This is a genomic window from Pseudomonas sp. H1_D05 (assembly GCF_054682705.1).
The window spans coordinates 2,802,671-2,819,369 of record NZ_CP162825.1; the positions used below are offsets into that span (position 1 = coordinate 2,802,671).

At 60.4% G+C, this 16,699-nt stretch carries 12 protein-coding genes and 1 tRNA gene; 10 read left to right on the forward strand and 3 right to left on the reverse strand.

Features of this window, described 5'->3' with window-relative positions:
- The first annotated feature begins 137 nt into the window (after nt 1–137).
- The 3 genes from pnp to AB4O11_RS12540 all read left to right on the forward strand — a co-directional run bounded on the left by pnp (nt 138) and on the right by AB4O11_RS12540 (nt 2,987).
- On the forward strand, nt 138–2,243 hold the full coding sequence (pnp, locus tag AB4O11_RS12530; protein WP_007915263.1) for a polyribonucleotide nucleotidyltransferase: 2,106 nt from the start codon (nt 138–140) through the stop codon (nt 2,241–2,243).
- A gap of 127 nt (nt 2,244–2,370) precedes the next feature.
- Nucleotides 2,371–2,446, forward strand: a tRNA-Thr gene (locus AB4O11_RS12535).
- Nucleotides 2,447–2,687: 241 nt separating this feature from the next.
- On the forward strand, nt 2,688–2,987 hold the full coding sequence (locus tag AB4O11_RS12540; protein WP_460130775.1) for a DUF6388 family protein: 300 nt from the start codon (nt 2,688–2,690) through the stop codon (nt 2,985–2,987).
- A 51-nt stretch (nt 2,988–3,038) separates the two neighbouring features.
- Here AB4O11_RS12540 and nadC read toward each other — a convergent pair whose 3' ends face one another.
- Entirely contained in the window at nt 3,039–3,887 is an 849-nt protein-coding gene (gene nadC, locus AB4O11_RS12545) for a carboxylating nicotinate-nucleotide diphosphorylase (protein WP_099757973.1), read from the reverse strand.
- 386 nt (nt 3,888–4,273) lie between these two features.
- Between nadC and AB4O11_RS12550 the strand changes: the two genes are divergently transcribed.
- From AB4O11_RS12550 to AB4O11_RS12570, 5 genes are all read left to right on the forward strand, one after another.
- The gene (locus AB4O11_RS12550; protein ID WP_460130776.1) at nt 4,274–6,454 is read left to right on the forward strand and encodes a DUF1631 domain-containing protein; all 2,181 of its coding nucleotides are present in this window, start codon (nt 4,274–4,276) and stop codon (nt 6,452–6,454) included.
- Nucleotides 6,455–6,518: 64 nt separating this feature from the next.
- Complete coding sequence (gene ampD, locus AB4O11_RS12555) at nt 6,519–7,079, forward strand: 1,6-anhydro-N-acetylmuramyl-L-alanine amidase AmpD (RefSeq protein WP_460089857.1); 561 nt, start codon at nt 6,519–6,521, stop codon at nt 7,077–7,079.
- Nucleotides 7,076–7,915 (forward strand): regulatory signaling modulator protein AmpE, encoded by an 840-nt coding sequence (gene ampE / locus AB4O11_RS12560; RefSeq protein ID WP_093435791.1) that lies wholly within the window; start codon nt 7,076–7,078, stop codon nt 7,913–7,915. Before ampD ends, ampE begins: the two co-directional genes overlap by 4 nt.
- Before the next feature lie 227 nt (nt 7,916–8,142).
- Nucleotides 8,143–10,173: a methyl-accepting chemotaxis protein gene (locus AB4O11_RS12565; protein WP_460130778.1), complete on the forward strand. Its 2,031-nt coding sequence runs from the start codon at nt 8,143–8,145 to the stop codon at nt 10,171–10,173.
- Nucleotides 10,174–10,416: 243 nt separating this feature from the next.
- Nucleotides 10,417–10,806: a hypothetical protein gene (locus AB4O11_RS12570; RefSeq protein WP_093435799.1), complete on the forward strand. Its 390-nt coding sequence runs from the start codon at nt 10,417–10,419 to the stop codon at nt 10,804–10,806.
- Here AB4O11_RS12570 and AB4O11_RS12575 read toward each other — a convergent pair whose 3' ends face one another.
- Complete coding sequence (locus AB4O11_RS12575; RefSeq protein ID WP_099757976.1) at nt 10,807–11,583, reverse strand: TatD family hydrolase; 777 nt, start codon at nt 11,581–11,583, stop codon at nt 10,807–10,809.
- Nucleotides 11,584–11,586: 3 nt separating this feature from the next.
- Entirely contained in the window at nt 11,587–12,582 is a 996-nt protein-coding gene (gene cra, locus AB4O11_RS12580) for a catabolite repressor/activator (RefSeq protein ID WP_093435805.1), read from the reverse strand.
- A 308-nt stretch (nt 12,583–12,890) separates the two neighbouring features.
- Between cra and ptsP the strand changes: the two genes are divergently transcribed.
- Both ptsP and pfkB read left to right on the forward strand, forming a co-directional pair.
- Entirely contained in the window at nt 12,891–15,752 is a 2,862-nt protein-coding gene (gene ptsP / locus AB4O11_RS12585; protein WP_460130779.1) for a phosphoenolpyruvate--protein phosphotransferase, read from the forward strand.
- Entirely contained in the window at nt 15,752–16,693 is a 942-nt protein-coding gene (pfkB, locus tag AB4O11_RS12590) for a 1-phosphofructokinase (protein WP_460130780.1), read from the forward strand. The genes ptsP and pfkB overlap by 1 nt, the downstream gene beginning before the upstream one ends.
- Nucleotides 16,694–16,699 lie beyond the last annotated feature (6 nt).

A 16,699-nucleotide genomic window follows, 5' to 3' on the forward strand; every position in this document is an offset into this window, starting at 1 on the left:
CGGCTTGCAGGCTCCCAGCCTCAAGTTTTATCTGGATACACGTTTTACCCCGGACAACGGTTGGGCCGATTCCCGACATTGCCCAAGAATTCGCAAGAAACCAGTTCCCCCAAGAGCCACAAAGAAGGTAGGACACCGTGAACCCGGTAATCAAAAAATTCCAGTTCGGTCAATCGACCGTTACCCTCGAGACTGGCCGTATCGCCCGTCAGGCCTCCGGCGCAGTATTGGTCACCGTTGACGACGACGTCAGCGTATTGGTGACTGTAGTCGGCGCAAAACAAGCCGATCCGGGCAAGGGCTTCTTCCCTCTGTCCGTTCACTACCAGGAAAAGACTTACGCTGCCGGTAAGATCCCTGGTGGTTTCTTCAAGCGTGAAGGCCGTCCTTCCGAGAAAGAAACCCTGACTTCCCGACTGATCGACCGTCCGATCCGTCCACTGTTCCCTGAAGGCTTCATGAACGAAGTGCAGGTTGTCTGCACCGTCGTTTCCACCAGCAAGAAAACCGATCCGGACATCGCTGCGATGATCGGTACCTCGGCTGCCCTGGCCATCTCGGGCATTCCGTTCGACGGCCCGATCGGCGCCGCTCGTGTAGCTTTCCACGAAAGCACCGGCTACCTGCTGAACCCGACTTACGAGCAGCAAGCTGCTTCGAGCCTGGACATGGTCGTTGCCGGTACTTCCGACGCCGTACTGATGGTTGAATCGGAAGCCAAAGAGCTGACCGAAGACCAGATGCTGGGCGCGGTACTGTTTGCTCACGACGAGTTCCAGGTGGTGATCAACGCCGTTAAAGAACTGGCTGCCGAAGCTGCCAAGCCGACCTGGACCTGGGCGCCTGCGCCAGAAGCCACCGAACTGCTGGGCGCTATCCGTGCCGAGTTCGGCGAAGCGATCTCCCAGGCTTACACCATCACCGTCAAGGCCGACCGTTACGCGCGTCTGGGCGAGCTGAAGGATCAAGTCGTTGCCAAGCTGTCCGGTGAAGAAGGCCAGCCTTCGTCCAGCGAAGTCAAAGCCGCTTTCGGCGAAATCGAATACCGCACCGTTCGCGAAAACATCGTTAACGGCAAGCCACGTATCGACGGTCGCGACACCAAAACCGTACGTCCGCTGAACATCGAAGTCGGCGTTCTGCCGAAGACTCACGGTTCGGCGCTGTTCACCCGTGGTGAAACCCAGGCTCTGGTCGTTGCAACACTGGGTACTGCCCGTGACGCACAACTGCTGGACACCCTGGAAGGCGAGAAAAAAGACCCGTTCATGCTGCACTACAACTTCCCTCCGTTCTCGGTGGGCGAGTGTGGTCGCATGGGTGGTGCTGGTCGTCGTGAAATCGGTCACGGCCGTCTGGCCCGTCGTTCGGTTTCGGCCATGCTGCCAGCCGCTGACGTGTTCCCGTACACCATCCGTGTAGTTTCGGAAATCACCGAATCCAACGGTTCGAGCTCGATGGCTTCCGTTTGCGGCGCTTCCCTGGCCCTGATGGATGCTGGTGTGCCGATGAAGGCGCCGGTTGCCGGTATCGCCATGGGTCTGGTTAAAGAAGGCGAGAAGTTCGCCGTCCTGACCGACATCCTTGGTGACGAAGACCACCTGGGCGACATGGACTTCAAAGTAGCCGGTACCGCCAAAGGCGTTACTGCGCTGCAGATGGACATCAAGATCAAGGGCATCACCGAAGAGATCATGGAAATCGCTCTGGGCCAAGCCCTGGAAGCGCGCCTGAACATCCTCGGTCAGATGAACCAGATCATCGGCCAGTCGCGTACCGAACTGTCGGCCAACGCTCCGACCATGATCGCGATGAAAATCGACACCGACAAGATCCGTGATGTTATCGGTAAAGGTGGCGCGACCATCCGTGCGATCTGCGAAGAAACCAAGGCTTCGATCGACATCGAAGACGACGGTTCGATCAAGATCTTCGGCGAAACCAAGGAAGCGGCTGAAGCAGCACGTCAGCGCGTTCTGGGTATCACCGCTGAAGCCGAGATCGGCAAGATCTACGTCGGCAAGGTTGAGCGCATCGTCGACTTCGGCGCATTCGTCAACATCCTGCCGGGCAAGGACGGTCTGGTGCACATCTCGATGCTGAGCGACGCTCGCGTAGAGAAAGTGACCGACATCCTGAAAGAAGGCCAGGAAGTGGAAGTGCTGGTACTGGACGTGGACAACCGCGGCCGTATCAAGCTGTCCATCAAAGACGTGGCAGCGGCCAAGGCTTCGGGCGTTTAATCACCCCCAGGCTTTAGCGTAATGAAAATGCCCCGCCGTGAAAACGGCGGGGCATTTTTTTGTCTGCCAGAAAAGGTCAAGGTACAAAGTTGCCGGAGCCCGAGACCGGTGCTAGGTTTAGCCCACCGCCCGTGTAGCTCAGCCGGTAGAGCAGCGCACTCGTAACGCGAAGGTCGCAGGTTCGATTCCTGTCTCGGGCACCACCTTCTTGATCACTCTCACTTATCCCCATGTGGATTTATGTTCCGCAGGTCAGCTTTTTGTGGGAGAGATGTAAAGACCCGTGTAATTCGTCATGCAAACGTCCTATATTCGGTGCCTGCATGAGCATCGCTTAGCAGTTTTCAGATGATCCCGAATGGTTCCGAAGGCCGGTCAATCCGCGTCAGAGAGATCCTTGATGATCCAGATCCATCCTCCATTCCTAAGATCAGCGAGAACGCCATGACCGAATTAACTCAAGAGCAACGTCACGAACAGGCGCTGGAAAAGTACATTCTGGACGTACCGGACCTGAAGGAAGAGATCAAGGATCTCAGTCCCGATGATCAGAAAGATCAGATTCAGTGGGCCTTCGAAGACGAGGCCGAAGCCCGGGGCCTGCAGCCGTGGGAGCTGACACTCAAGTACACGAGCACGCCGGAGGAGTTCGAGGCACAGCGCCTTGTTCTGCACAAAGAGGCGGCCGAAGTGCTGGGTGTCGAGTGGGACGAGTACTGCGAGATGAATAATCTGGTGGTCTGAAACAAAAACGCCAGCCTCAACCGGGCTGGCGTTTTTTATTGCGTGAAACCTTCAGAGGCTCAAGCGCATTGACAGATCCACCGCTTTGACATCCTTGGTCATCGCACCGATCGAGATGTAATCCACTCCGGTTTCGGCGATCGGCAGCAGCGTGCTTTCGTTGATGCCACCACTGGCCTCCAGCTTCGCCTTGCCGCCATTCAGGCGCACGGCTTCGCGCATGTCATCCAGGCTCAGCTCGTCGAGCATGATGATGTCGGCGCCGGCGGCCAGTGCCTCCTTCAGCTCCCCCAGACTTTCCACTTCGACTTCCACCGGTTTGCCCGGCGCGATCTTGTGCGCGGCGGCAATGGCTTGTGGAATGCCACCGCTGGCGGCGATGTGGTTTTCCTTGATCAGGAACGCGTCGTACAGACCGATGCGATGGTTGTGGCAGCCACCGCAGGTCACCGCGTATTTCTGCGCCAGACGCAGGCCTGGCAGGGTTTTGCGGGTGTCGAGCAGTTTGACCTGGGTAGTACCGACGAAATCGGCCAGGTATTGCGCGCGAGTCGCCACACCCGACAGCAGTTGCAAGAAGTTCAGCGCACTGCGTTCCCCGGTCAGCAGCGAACGGGCCGGCCCTTCCAGATGAAACAGCGGCTGATTGGGTTTCACCCGCTCGCCATCGACCACTTGCCAGTGCACCGCAACCCGTGGATCGAGCTGACGAAACACGGCATCGACCCACGCCGTGCCGCAGATGACGGCGGCATCGCGGGTGATGATGGTGGCTTTGGCCAGACGTTCGGCCGGGATCAGTTGCGCGGTGATGTCGCCGCTGCCGATGTCTTCGAGCAACGCACGGCGCACGTTGGCTTCGATTTCGGCGGTCAAATCGGCGAGACGTAGATTCGGCATAACGGGCTCCACAAACAAAGTGGTTCGATTATAGGGGCATGGCGCGAGCCAACCCAAGGCGAGAACGCGCGTGCTTGCCTGCATCCGGTCGATTTTCTTTGAGTAAAACGCGCCCGGACAGGGTCATTGAGAGGGCATAGGGGAAACCCTGACGACTATGGCGCCGTGGGCAAGTTATGAAAGATAATCCGCCTTGCATTTGACGTCATAGCTTTGACGTGCAATGCGGCCGAAGTTGTTGAGACCTGTGGGAGCGAGCTTGCTCGCGAAAGCGCAGTGTCAGTCACCAACCATGTCACTGACAGATCGCCTTCGCGAGCAAGCTCGCTCCCACAGGAGGCTTATGTTGCAAGTGACCGAACGAATCACCGTTTCAGGAGGCTTGGATGCACAACGACGGGAAAGTGGTGCCTTTGCACAAGGGCGCTACCGATCAGGCGAATCACTCGCCGCTCGCCCGCCTGCCTGTGATTCTGCTTCAGGTTCGCGACAAGGCTGCCCAGCAACTGCGCCACGGCTTGCAGGAGCTGTTCGATAACGCTGACGACACGCTGTTCGAAATGGCCGACCGTGCGCGCAACGATGTCGAGCAGAATATCTTTTTCGAAGCCATGCGCGACTTGCGCCTCAAGCGCAAAAACATCGAGCGTGGCTTCCTTGAGCAATTTTTCGAAGCCTTCGTCGGCCTGACGCAATACGATCCCACGCACAACACGCTGCCGCACGCCCTGATCTACGACGAGCTGGCACCGCGCAGCGACGACATGGAGCGCAGCGTGGCGGTCGAGACCATGGTCGGTCGCGTGCTCAAGCGTGACGGCTTCGCCCTCGATCAACTGACCGCGCGCCTTAACGCGCTGCTCGGCAACACCCTCGACGATCAGCACAACCCGCTCGGCCCGGCGCGGCTCTGCGAGTTTTTCCTCCAGGCCGGGCGTAATCTGGGCGTGGAGATCAAGGTCAAGCTGATCCTGCTCAAACTGTTCGAGCGCTATGTATTGGCCGACACCGAGCAGCTTTACGCCGAAGCCAATCAATTGTTGCTCGCCACCGGTGTGTTGCCCGAGTTGAAAGCGGCCCCTGCACGTCGCGCAATTGATCGTGCGATTGCCAATGTGCACAGCGAGGAACGCGACGACACGCCGCCCGTCGACGAAGGCGTGCAGGAGGTTTTCGCCGCGTTGCAGAAGTTGCTCGCGCAGGTGCGCGGCAGTGTCGCGCCGACGCTGGAACCCAGCGTCGCGGCGCAACCGATTTCCTCCCGCGACCTGTTGCGTCTGCTCTCGCACTTGCAACAGTACGTGCCGGCGCTGGCGGCGCAGGATGACTTTGATCTGCGCAATCAGCTCGAACAACTGTTGACCCGGGTCAGTGTCAGAAGCGGCAAATCGCGGATCGTCGGCGATGCGGACGAAGACGTGATCAACCTGATCGCCATGGTCTTCGATTGCATTCTTGAAGACCGTAATGTGCCGGATTCGCTTAAGGCGCTGATCGCCCGTCTGCAGATCCCGATGCTCAAGGTCGCGGTACTCGACAAGAGTTTCTTCAGCCGCAGCACCCACCCGGCGCGGCGCCTGCTCAACGAAATCGCCGCGGCGGCCATGGGCTGGGGCGATTGCGACGGTGAGGCACGCGACAGCTTGTACCAGCGTATCGAACAAGTGGTGCAGCGCCTGCTCAACGATTTCGTCGACGACCCGGCGATTTTCTCCGAGTTGCTGGCTGACTTTCTCGCCTTCACCAGCGATGAACGCCGCCGCAGCGAACTGCTTGAACAGCGCCTGCGTGACGCCGAAGAGGGGCGAGCGAAAACCGAACTGGCGCGGCGTCGGGTCGAGCGCGCGTTGAATCAAGCGCTGCTGGGCAAGACCCTGCCGCCGACCGTGGTCACCTTCGTCCAGGACGCCTGGAGCAAAGTATTGCTGCTGACCTGTCTCAAGCATGGCGATCAGTCCGCTGAATGGCAGGCCGATGTGCAGACCATGGAGCAGTTGATCTGGAGTGTGCAGCGCCATGACGACGCTGAATCCAGCCTGCGCTTGCTGGCGCTGGTGCCGGGCTTGCTCAAGGCACTGCGTGATGGTCTGAGCAGTTCGGCGTTCGATCCGTTCGCCACCAGCGAGTTTTTCAGTGAGCTGGAAGCCTTGCATGTGCGGGTGCTGGAGCGCTCCGAGCAGGCCGAGCAGGCTTTGCCCATGGTCGAGGTGTCGCAACAGATCATCCTGCAAACCGCTGATGAAGGCAGCGCGGCGTTGACCTCGGTACGTTTGCCTCACGACGCCGCCGGTCTGCGCCAGGTCGAGCAACTGCGTCTTGGCAGTTGGGTGGCGTTTCAGGAAGACGATGAAAACAGTCTGCGCTGCAAACTCGCGGCCATCATCGAAGTCACCGGCAAGTATGTATTTGTCGATCGCACCGGGATGAAGGTGCTGGAGCGCAGCCGCATTGCACTGGCCTTGGAATTCGAGCGCGGAGCGGTGCGTGCGCTGGACGACACCTTGTTGTTCGATCGCGCGCTGGAGTCGGTGCTGGGCAATCTGCGACGACTCAATCGCGGCAAGTGATCGCGCGCCGGGGGCCGATCACGGCATACTGGGCGCCAACACAGTCGGCGTTGAAGGAATCGGTATGCAGTTGGATCCCGCTAGCGGGTGGTGTCACGGGGTGCAGGTCTGCCCATCGCCCAACTTCAATGAGCGCCCAGCGGGCGAAATTTCCCTGTTGGTCATCCACAACATCAGCCTGCCGCCGGCGCAGTTCGCCACGGGCAAGGTGCAGGAATTTTTCCAGAATCGTCTGGATGTCACCGAACATCCCTATTTTGCAGGGATTGCTGACCTGCGCGTCTCGGCGCATTTTCTGATTGAACGTGACGGCAAGGTCACCCAGTTTGTCTCCTGTCTTGAGCGCGCGTGGCATGCCGGCGTGTCGGTCTTCGATGGACGGGAAACCTGTAACGATTTTTCCGTGGGCATCGAGCTTGAAGGCACCGATGATCTGCCGTTCACCGACGCGCAGTATCAGGCGTTGACGGCGTTGACCCGCCAGTTGCAAAGCGCATTTCCGGCCATCACCGGCGCCCGCATTTGTGGGCACAGCGACATAGCACCCGGGCGTAAGACCGATCCTGGCCCGGCATTCGACTGGGCGCGTTACCGCGCGGCCCTGGCACAAGAGGAAGGACAATGAGTTTTCTGGTGTTACTGCTGGCGTTGTGGATCGAGAAGTTTTCGGCCCTGCGTCATCGGGTTCAACGCGATGGCGGATGGATCCGCGAACTGAACAAACTCGAAACCAGCACGCGCCTGGCCAGACAGCCTTGGCTGGTGCTGACGATTCTGGTGCTGTTCCCGGTGGCGCTGTTGGCGTTGTTGCTCTTGGTACTGGAGCCTGTGGCCTACGGCTTGCTGGCGTTGCCGGTGCATTTGCTGGTGGTGATTTACAGCCTGGGGCGCGGCGATTTGCTCGGCGGTCTCGGGCCATTCCGTGATGCCTGGCGGCGTGAAGATCTGCAAGCCGCAGCGCATGTGGCCAAGCGCGATCTGGATATCTGCGCCGACAGCGGCGAGCAGTTGCTTGAAAGCGTGCAGGGGCATCTGCTGTGGCAGGCCTATCAGAGCTTTTTTGCGGTGATATTCTGGTATTTCGTGCTCGGCCCGGTGGCGGCTTTGGCGTATCGCCTGTTGGCGCTGGCGCAGGAGCACGGCCAGAACCCGGCGCTGGTCGAGCGCGCCGCGCAACTGCGGCATGCCTTTGACTGGCTGCCGGTACGCTTGCTGGCGGCGAGTCTGGCGCTGGTCGGCAACTTTGTCGCGGTCAGCCGGGTAATGCTGCATGAACTGCTGAACTGGAACATCAGCGCTGCACAATTGATCAACCGGGTCGGTCTGGCGGCGGGGGAGATTCCACCTCCCGTGGTCGGTCCGGACGGCATCAACACCCTCGATTGCCTGTGGGAATTGCTCTTGCGCGCGGCGGTGCTGTGGTACGCCGGGTTTGCCTTGTGGACCGTCTTGATCCACTGATTTCATTGATTTAAACAAAGATCCGAAGATCGCAGCCTGCGGCCGCTCCTACACAGGGATTGTGTATTTCCTGAAGGAGCTGCCGCAGGCTGCGAGGTTTTTTCGTTAACCTTAAGTTACAAAACCTCCCTCCGATTTGAGCTATACAGAGATGGCGCTCGATAGTGGCTATCTGCTGTCGCCCCGCGCCTGCCAATAAAAACAAGAAAAACCAAGGGAGACTTCCAGTGAAGAGCTTGCTCTATCCCGCCGTCTCGCTGATGAACCGTCTGAGCTTCGGCATGAAGTTCAGCCTGATCAGCGTGCTGTTTCTGGTGCCGATGCTGGTGACCAATTTTTATCTGGTGCGCGATTCCTATCGCGAATTCCAGGGCACTCGGGTCGAGCTGCAAAGCCTTGATCTGCTGGGCAGTAGCCTGGCCCTGCGTCGGGATCTGGAAACGCTCAACAATCTGGTACAGATCAACGTCACCCTCGGCCAGTCCGGCAAGGCCGGGAATATCGAGGCGCAGATCACTACGCTCGAACAAGCGGTTATGGCACGCCTGCAAGGGCTGACGGCGATGACCGACGATCCCGAGCAGATTCAGGTCTTCGATGGTAAACGCGACGAAATGATTGCCGCGTTCAAGGCCCAGCAAGCGGAAAACTCACTGCAGAGCAAAAGCGCGTTGATCAGCAAAGTGCTCGCCAGTGCGCAGATTTTCAGCCAGATCATCACCAGTCAGGCCGGCCTGAGCCGCGACAACCAGAGCGATATCCGTCAGCTCAGCGAACTGGTCACCCTGATCACCCCGACCGTCACGCAAACCCTTGGCGAAGGTCGGGCCATGGGCTCGTATTCATTGGGCCAGGGTTTTCTCAACAGTTCTTCGAGTACGCGTTTCGATGAGTTGCTGGTGCAGATCGAAAAACTCCAGGCTGAGTACGGTCTGAAGCTGCAGGACGCCCTCGGCTCGAGCAAAGCCGCGCGGGATACCCTCAGCACGGCGGCCGACAGCAGCAAGGCCTCGCTGAAACAGGCCAGCGAACTGTTCGAGGAACAGGTGGTGATGGCCGACACCCTCGATGCGCCTTGGCAGGCGTTTTACGATCAGGTCACCGCGCTGATCGACAGGACTTACCAGCTCAACGACGCCACGTTGAAATTTCTCGACACGCAATTGCAGCAGCGTCTGGCGCAGAACCGCACACACATGGTCTTGCAGGCGGTGGCGCTGTCGGTTGTGTTCGTGCTGATTTTCTATCTCTACGGCGGTTTCTACGCCTCGACCCGCACCACACTGAAACGCCTCGGGGCGATGATGGACAAGGTCGCGGCCGGCGACATGACGGTCAACTTCAAAGCCAATAGCCGCGATGAGCTGGGCGAGTTGGGCGAAGTCTTCAATGGCACGGTGAGGAAGATTCACGACTTGATCGAGCGTGTAGGTCTGACTGTCGCTGAGGTCGAGCGCCAGGCCGGGCAGGTTGAAAACGTCTCTGCGCAGAGCAATCAGGCGGTCGCCGGGCAACGCACGCAGATCGAGCAAGTGGCAACGGCGATGAACCAGATGTCGGCGACTTCACTGGAGGTGGCGCGCAGTGCGGCGGCAGCGGTGAGCAGCGCCCATAGCGTCAATGACGAGACCATCAGTGGCCGTGGCCTGGTCGAGTCGCAGCAGGGCAGCATTGCTGCGCTGGCCAGCGAAATCGATCAGTCGGTGCTGGTGATCAACCAGTTAGCCAGCGACAGCCAGTCGATCAGCCGCGTACTGGAAGTGATCAAGAGTATTGCCGAACAAACCAACCTGCTGGCGCTCAACGCTGCGATTGAAGCGGCGCGTGCCGGCGAGCAGGGACGCGGTTTTGCCGTGGTCGCCGACGAAGTGCGCACGCTGGCCAAACGCACTCAGCAATCAACTGAAGAAATCGAACAGATGATCGCCAAGCTGCACGGCGGCGTCGGGGCGGCCGTGAAAGCCATGGGCGTCAGCCATCAGATGGCCAATGGCACGGTGGGGCAGTCGGAAAAAGTCCAGCAGGCGCTGGAAAACATCCTTGGTGCGGTCGGTATGATCGTCGATCAGAACCAGCAGATCGCCGCTGCGGTTGAACAGCAAACGGCGGTGGCCCATGACATCGATCAGAACATTGTCGAGATCAACCGTGCCGGCGAGCGTACGGCGCAAGGTGCGCACCAGACCGAAGACGCCAGCCGGGCGCTGTCAGCCCAGGTCGTTGAGCTTAAACAACTGATCAGCGCCTTCCGCGTCTGAGGCTCGCACGAAAAACTGTGGGAGCCTGCTCGCGAATGCAATCTGTCAGTGACATCTCTGTCACCTGATACACCGCCTTCGCGAGCAGGCTCGCTCCCACAGGGTTTTGGGTTTTGTCAGAACCCTTTGTAGTACTTCTTCACTTCCGGCCGTAAGCCCAATCCTGTTTCCCTCCAGGCTCTGGCATTTCCCCATCAATGAGCCAGTATCCATACCCAATCGTTCGCATAGAGGATGTCGCTCATGTCTGCCGCAACCTTGGGGGTTCTGGGCCGTTGCGCTCATTGCCAGACCACGCTGCTGCTCAAACCCTGGCAGCTCAATGCCATCTCGATCAATGAACCGTTTACCTGCGAGCATTGCCAGAAAGCGCTGGAGCTGCGATGCCCGCAACAGATCAAGCGCTTCAAGTCGCTCGACTCTCTGGCGCTGCTGCGTTTCAGTGCTTCGTTGACGGTGTGCACCGCGCTGCTGGTGGCGCTGGTGATGGAATGGGTGGGACTGCTTAGCGTCACTGAGCAACTGAACGCGTCACTGATCACGATCTTTGTGTACTTCGTGGTCGTCCGTTACGCGCGCCAGCGGCAACACCTGACGCTGATTCTGGAGGCCGCCAAGGCGCACGCCGACTGATTACCAGCCGAATACTTCGCAGCTGTTGGCGGTACTGGCCGTGGCCAGTTGTTGCGGGCTGATATTCATCAGTCCGGCCAGCGCCTCGCAGATCGCCGGCAAATGCGCCGGGCTGTTGCGCTGACCGGGAAACATCGCAGGTGCCATGTCCGGTGAATCGGTTTCCAGCACAATCGAATCCAGTGGCAGTTCCGCCAGCACCCGATGCATGCGCAACGCTTGTGGCCAGGTCGGTGCGCCGCCGAGGCCCAGTTTGAAACCGAGTTTGATGTATTCCCGCGCCTCTTCACGGCTGCCGGCAAAGGCGTGGATGATCCCCGCGCGTTTGAGCTTGAAGCGCTTGAGCGTCGCGATCACCGCCGCGTGGCTGCGTCGCACATGGATCAGCGCCGGCAACTGAAAGTCTGCGGCCAGTTGCAGTTGCGCCTCGAACAGCGCCTGTTGCCGCTCGCGGTCGAGGGTTTCGATGAAGTAATCCAGACCGATCTCGCCCACCGCACACAATTGCCGATGACCGCGCAATCGCGTCAGCCAATCACCGAGCGCCGATAAATCTTCGGGTCGATGCTGATCGAGATACACCGGGTGCAGGCCGAATGCCGCGTACAAATCGACATCGCTCTGCACCAGATCCCACACCCGTTGCCAATTGCCCTCATAGACGCCCAAAACCACCATCCGCCGCACCCCGAGGGCGCGGCTTTCGGCGAGCAACGCTAAGCGATCGGCGTCGAAGTCGGGGAAGTCGAGGTGGGTGTGGCTGTCGATCAGCTCCACGGTTCAGTCCCGGTGAATACGTTGCTTGAAGGTTCGCGCGATGGCCTGCACGCCGGGCTTGTACTCCGACTGCTCGACCGCCGCCAGGGCCAGTTCCAGCGCCTTGTCGGCGATCAACTGGTGCTGCTGGGCCATGGCATTGACCGGCAGCGGCAGGAAATCCAGCAACTGCGTATCACCGAAGGTGCCGAGGCGCAGCGGCCGCGATTTCAGCGGGAAGTCATGCAGCGCATCGAACACGCCTTGCAGCAGCACGTAGGACGTTGTCACCAGCGCATCCGGCAAATGTCCCAGACGCTGCAGGAGTTCTTCCATCAATTGCTTGCCGCATTCGCGACTGAAGGATTCGGCGTGTTCGACCAGCACTTCGCCTTTGAAGTCGACCAGCGCCTCTTTGAAACCGGCGGCACGCTCCTGGCTGATGCTCAGTTCCGGGCGCGCACCGAGCAGCACGATCTGCTTCGGTTGCGGATCGAGCAGGCTCTGGGTCAGGTGCAGGCTGGCTTCGCGGTCGTCACTGATCACCGAGCAGAAATGCTCGGGTTCCATGACCCGGTCGATGGCGATGATCGGCAGACCTTTGGCCTGCAACTGGCGGTAACTGTCATCGCCGGCCGGAAGGCAACTGGCGACGATCAGCGCATCGCAGCGGCGCGCCTTGAACAGTTGCAGCAACTGCCGCTCGCTGTCCGGCGCATCGTCGGAGCTGGCGATCAGCAATTGATAGCCGCGCGCCCGCGCACCTTGCTCAAGTAGCTTGGCGATCCGCGCGTAACTGGGGTTTTCCAGATCCGGCAGAATAAAGCCCAGCGTGCGCGTGTGCCGACTGCGCAGCCCGGCCGCTTGTGGGTTTGGCGTAAAGCCGTGCAGATCGACCACTGCGCGCACCCGCTCGACGGTGGCGGTGCTGATGCGTTGCTGTTCGGCCTTGCCGTTGATGACGTAGCTGGCGGTGGTCACGGACACTCCGGCCAACCGCGCGATATCACTGAGTTTCAACCCGGGATTTCCTTGTTTTTTCGAGCTTGCCGCGACATTTTCGCCAATCCTACCCGATTAGGGCAGGCGACTATTGTCGCAGCGCATCCGACAAGTTGGACTTCAAGGATGGGACATTATCGAGTAACGTGCCGATCAATCTAGATTAAACGTTTCAGCAAGCGTATTTTCTACGTTTTAGACGTCTTTGGCCGGTTCTGCCGTGAAACCGCCAAAACTGCCGCTGAAAAGCAAAGCGGTAAAGCGCCTAAGCTGCAAACCATCCAAAACAATACCTGGCACTCATAAAGCGCCAAAAAGGAGATCGCATGCTCGAGCTCACTATAGAGCAGATATCCATGGGCCAATCGGCTGTGGATAAACCCGCTGCCCTGCAACTACTCGCCAATCACCTGGTGGCCGATGGTCTGGTTGCTGACGGTTACCTCGCTGGATTGCAGGCACGGGAAGCCCAGGGCTCGACCTTTCTCGGTCAAGGTATTGCCATTCCCCACGGAACGCCGCAAACCCGTGATCAGGTGTTCGCCACTGGCGTGCGCCTGATGCAGTTCCCGGAAGGCGTGGATTGGGGCGATGGCCAGATCGTTTATCTGGCGATTGGCATCGCCGCCAAATCCGACGAACACCTGCGCCTGCTGCAACTGCTGACCCGCGCCCTCGGCGAGACCGATCTGGGCCAGGCTCTGCGTCGTGCCAGTTCCCCCGAAGCGCTGCTGAAATTGCTGCAAGGCGCACCGCAAGAGCTGGCGCTGGATGCACAGATGATTGGCCTCGGCGTGTCGGCTGACGATTTCGAAGAACTGGTCTGGCGTGGCGCGCGTCTGTTGCGTCAGGCCGATTGTGTGAGCAACGGTTTTGCCGGTGTGTTGCAACAAGTCGAAGCGCTGCCGCTGGGCGATGGCCTGTGGTGGCTGCACAGCGAGCAGACCGTGAAGCGTCCGGGCCTGGCGTTCGTGACGCCGGACAAACCGATGCGCTACCTCGGTCAACCGCTCAGCGGTCTGTTCTGTCTGGCCAGCCTTGGCGAAGCGCATCAGGCGTTGCTTGAACGTCTTTGCGCGTTGCTGATTGAAGGTCGCGGCCATGAGCTGGGCCGCGCCACCAGCAGCCGTAAAGTCCTTGAAGTGCTCGGCGGTGAATTGCCCGCCGATTGGCCGAGCGCACGCATTGCCCTGGCCAACGCCCATGGTTTACACGCGCGCCCGGCGAAGATCCTTGCGCAACTGGCGAAGAGTTTTGATGGCGAAATTCGTGTGCGCATCGTCGACGGCCAGGACAGCGCCGTGTCGGTGAAGAGCTTGAGCAAACTGCTCAGCCTCGGCGCCCGTCGCGGTCAGGTGTTGGAGTTGATCGCGGAACCGAGCATCGCCGCTGACGCCTTGCCGGCACTCTTGGCCGCGATCGAAGAAGGCCTTGGCGAAGAAGTCGAGCCGCTGCCAGCCGTAAGCCAGCAGCGCGAGGTCATTGCCGACATCGCCGAAGTGCTGATCGCCCCGGCGTCCGGCGCTCAGTTGCAGGCGATCCCGGCAGCCCCTGGCATTGCCATCGGGCCTGCGCATATTCAGGTTCAGCAAACCATCGATTACCCGCTGCGCGGCGAGTCTGCCGCCGTTGAGCGCGAACGTCTCAAGCAAGCGCTCAGCGACGTGCGCGGTGACATTCAGGGCCTGATCGAACGCAGCAAAGCCAAAGCCATCCGCGAGATCTTTATCACCCATCAGGAAATGCTCGACGATCCGGAACTCACCGATGAAGTCGACACCCGCCTCAAGCAAGGCGAAAGCGCCGAAGCGGCGTGGATGGCGGTGATCGAAGCGGCGGCCAAACAACAGGAATCGCTACACGACGCGTTGCTCGCCGAACGGGCGGCGGACCTGCGTGACGTCGGTCGTCGCGTGTTGGCGCAACTGTGTGGCGTGCAAACTCCGAGCGAGCCTGAGCAACCGTACATTCTGGTGATGGACGAGGTCGGTCCGTCCGATGTCGCACGGCTGGATCCGGTGCGCGTGGCGGGGATTCTCACCGCGCGCGGCGGCGCCACGGCGCACAGTGCAATCGTTGCGCGTGCTCTCGGGATTCCAGCGCTGGTCGGCGCTGGCGCAGCGGTGTTGTTGCTGGCGCCGGGCACACCGTTGCTGCTCGACGGCCAACGCGGTCGCCTGCACGTCGACGCCGATGCGGCAACCCTGCAACGCGCCACCGAAGAACGCGACACCCGTGAGCAACGCTTGAAGATTGCCGCCGAACAACGCCATCAACCAGCACACACCACCGATGGCCACGCGGTCGAAGTGTTCGCCAACATCGGCGAAAGCGCGGGCGTGATCAGTGCGGTGGAGCAGGGCGCCGAAGGCATTGGCCTGCTGCGTACCGAACTGATTTTCATGGCCCATCCGCAAGCGCCCGACGAAGCCACGCAAGAAGCCGAATACCGCCGCGTCCTCGATGGCCTCGCCGGTCGTCCGCTGGTGGTGCGCACGCTGGATGTCGGCGGCGACAAACCGCTGCCGTATTGGCCGATTGCCAAAGAAGAAAACCCGTTCCTCGGTGTGCGCGGTATTCGCCTGACCCTGCAACGTCCGCAGATCATGGAAGCGCAATTGCGCGCCCTGCTGCGTTCGGCGGACAACCGTCCGCTGCGGATCATGTTCCCTATGGTTGGCAGCGTCGAAGAGTGGCGTCAGGCCCGCGATATGACCGAACGTCTGCGCCTGGAAATCCCGGTTGCTGATCTGCAACTGGGGATCATGATTGAAGTGCCGTCCGCCGCTCTGCTCGCGCCGGTACTGGCCAAGGAAGTCGACTTCTTCAGTGTCGGCACCAACGACCTGACCCAGTACACACTGGCCATCGACCGTGGTCACCCGACCCTGTCGGCGCAGGCGGATGGCTTGCACCCGGCGGTGCTGCAACTGATCGACATCACCGTGCGCGCGGCCCATGCCCACGGCAAATGGGTCGGCGTCTGCGGTGAGCTGGCGGCAGATCCGCTGGCGGTGCCGGTGCTGGTCGGCCTCGGTGTCGATGAACTCAGCGTCTCCGGACGCAGCATTGCCGAAGTCAAGGCACGCATCCGAGAACTCAGCCTGACCCAGGCGCAAACCCTTGCTCAACACGCCCTGGCCGTGGGCAGCGCGAACGAAGTGCGCGCATTAGTGGAGGCCCTGTAATGGCCAAGATTCTTACCCTGACCCTCAATCCGGCGCTCGACCTCACCGTCGAACTGCCACGCCTGGAGGCGGGTCAGGTCAATCGCAGCGACGAGATGCACACCCACGCTGCCGGCAAAGGCGTGAATGTTGCGCAAGTGCTGGCCGACCTCGGCCATCAACTGACGGTCAGCGGCTTTCTCGGCGAAGACAATCTGCAAGCGTTCGAAACCCTGTTCGCCAAGCGTGGTTTTGTCGACGCGTTTATCCGCGTGCCGGGCGAGACGCGCAGCAACATCAAAGTCGCTGAACAGAGTGGCCGCATCACCGACATCAACGGCCCTGGACCGGTGGTCGATGCCGCCGCGCAGCAAGCGTTGCTCGATCGACTGGTGCAGATTGCACCGGGTCACGATGCGGTAGTGGTAGCTGGCAGTTTGCCGCGTGGCGTGACGGCGCAGTGGTTGCGCGAGTTGATCGAACGGCTCAATCAGCTCGGTCTGAAAGTCGCTCTCGACAGCAGCGGCGCAGCATTGCGCGAAGCTTTGAAAGCCAGTCCATGGCTGATCAAACCGAACACCGAAGAACTCGCCGATGCACTCGGTTGCGACGTGGTTTCGAACGCGGCGGAAGCGCAAGCAGCGGCGCGCTTGCATGCGCAAGGCATCGAGCACGTGGTGATCTCCCACGGTGCTGATGGCGTGAACTGGTTCAGCGTCGGTTCGGCACTGCACGCCACGCCACCGAAGGTCAGCGTCGCCAGCACGGTCGGTGCCGGTGATTCGTTGCTGGCCGGCATGCTTCACGGTTTGCTCAGCGCCGATACGCCCGAGCAAACCCTGCGCACGGCCACCGCAATTGCGGCGATGGCGGTGACCCAGATCGGTTTTGGCATCAACGACGCGGCGCAACTGGCGCAGCTCGAACAGGGCGTGCGCGTGCGTCCCCTGACAGAACAATAAGAGGGT

What these genes read in the sequence shown, in the direction of transcription:
- AB4O11_RS12540 (WP_460130775.1), top strand. Translation starts at nt 2,688, where the DNA reads ATGACCGAATTAACTCAAGAGCAACGTCACGAACAGGCGCTGGAAAAG.
- nadC (WP_099757973.1), bottom strand. Translation starts at nt 3,887, where the DNA reads ATGCCGAATCTACGTCTCGCCGATTTGACCGCCGAAATCGAAGCCAAC.
- AB4O11_RS12550 (WP_460130776.1), top strand. Translation starts at nt 4,274, where the DNA reads ATGCACAACGACGGGAAAGTGGTGCCTTTGCACAAGGGCGCTACCGAT.
- ampD (WP_460089857.1), top strand. Translation starts at nt 6,519, where the DNA reads ATGCAGTTGGATCCCGCTAGCGGGTGGTGTCACGGGGTGCAGGTCTGC.
- ampE (WP_093435791.1), top strand. Translation starts at nt 7,076, where the DNA reads ATGAGTTTTCTGGTGTTACTGCTGGCGTTGTGGATCGAGAAGTTTTCG.
- AB4O11_RS12570 (WP_093435799.1), top strand. Translation starts at nt 10,417, where the DNA reads ATGTCTGCCGCAACCTTGGGGGTTCTGGGCCGTTGCGCTCATTGCCAG.
- ptsP (WP_460130779.1), top strand. Translation starts at nt 12,891, where the DNA reads ATGCTCGAGCTCACTATAGAGCAGATATCCATGGGCCAATCGGCTGTG.
- pfkB (WP_460130780.1), top strand. Translation starts at nt 15,752, where the DNA reads ATGGCCAAGATTCTTACCCTGACCCTCAATCCGGCGCTCGACCTCACC.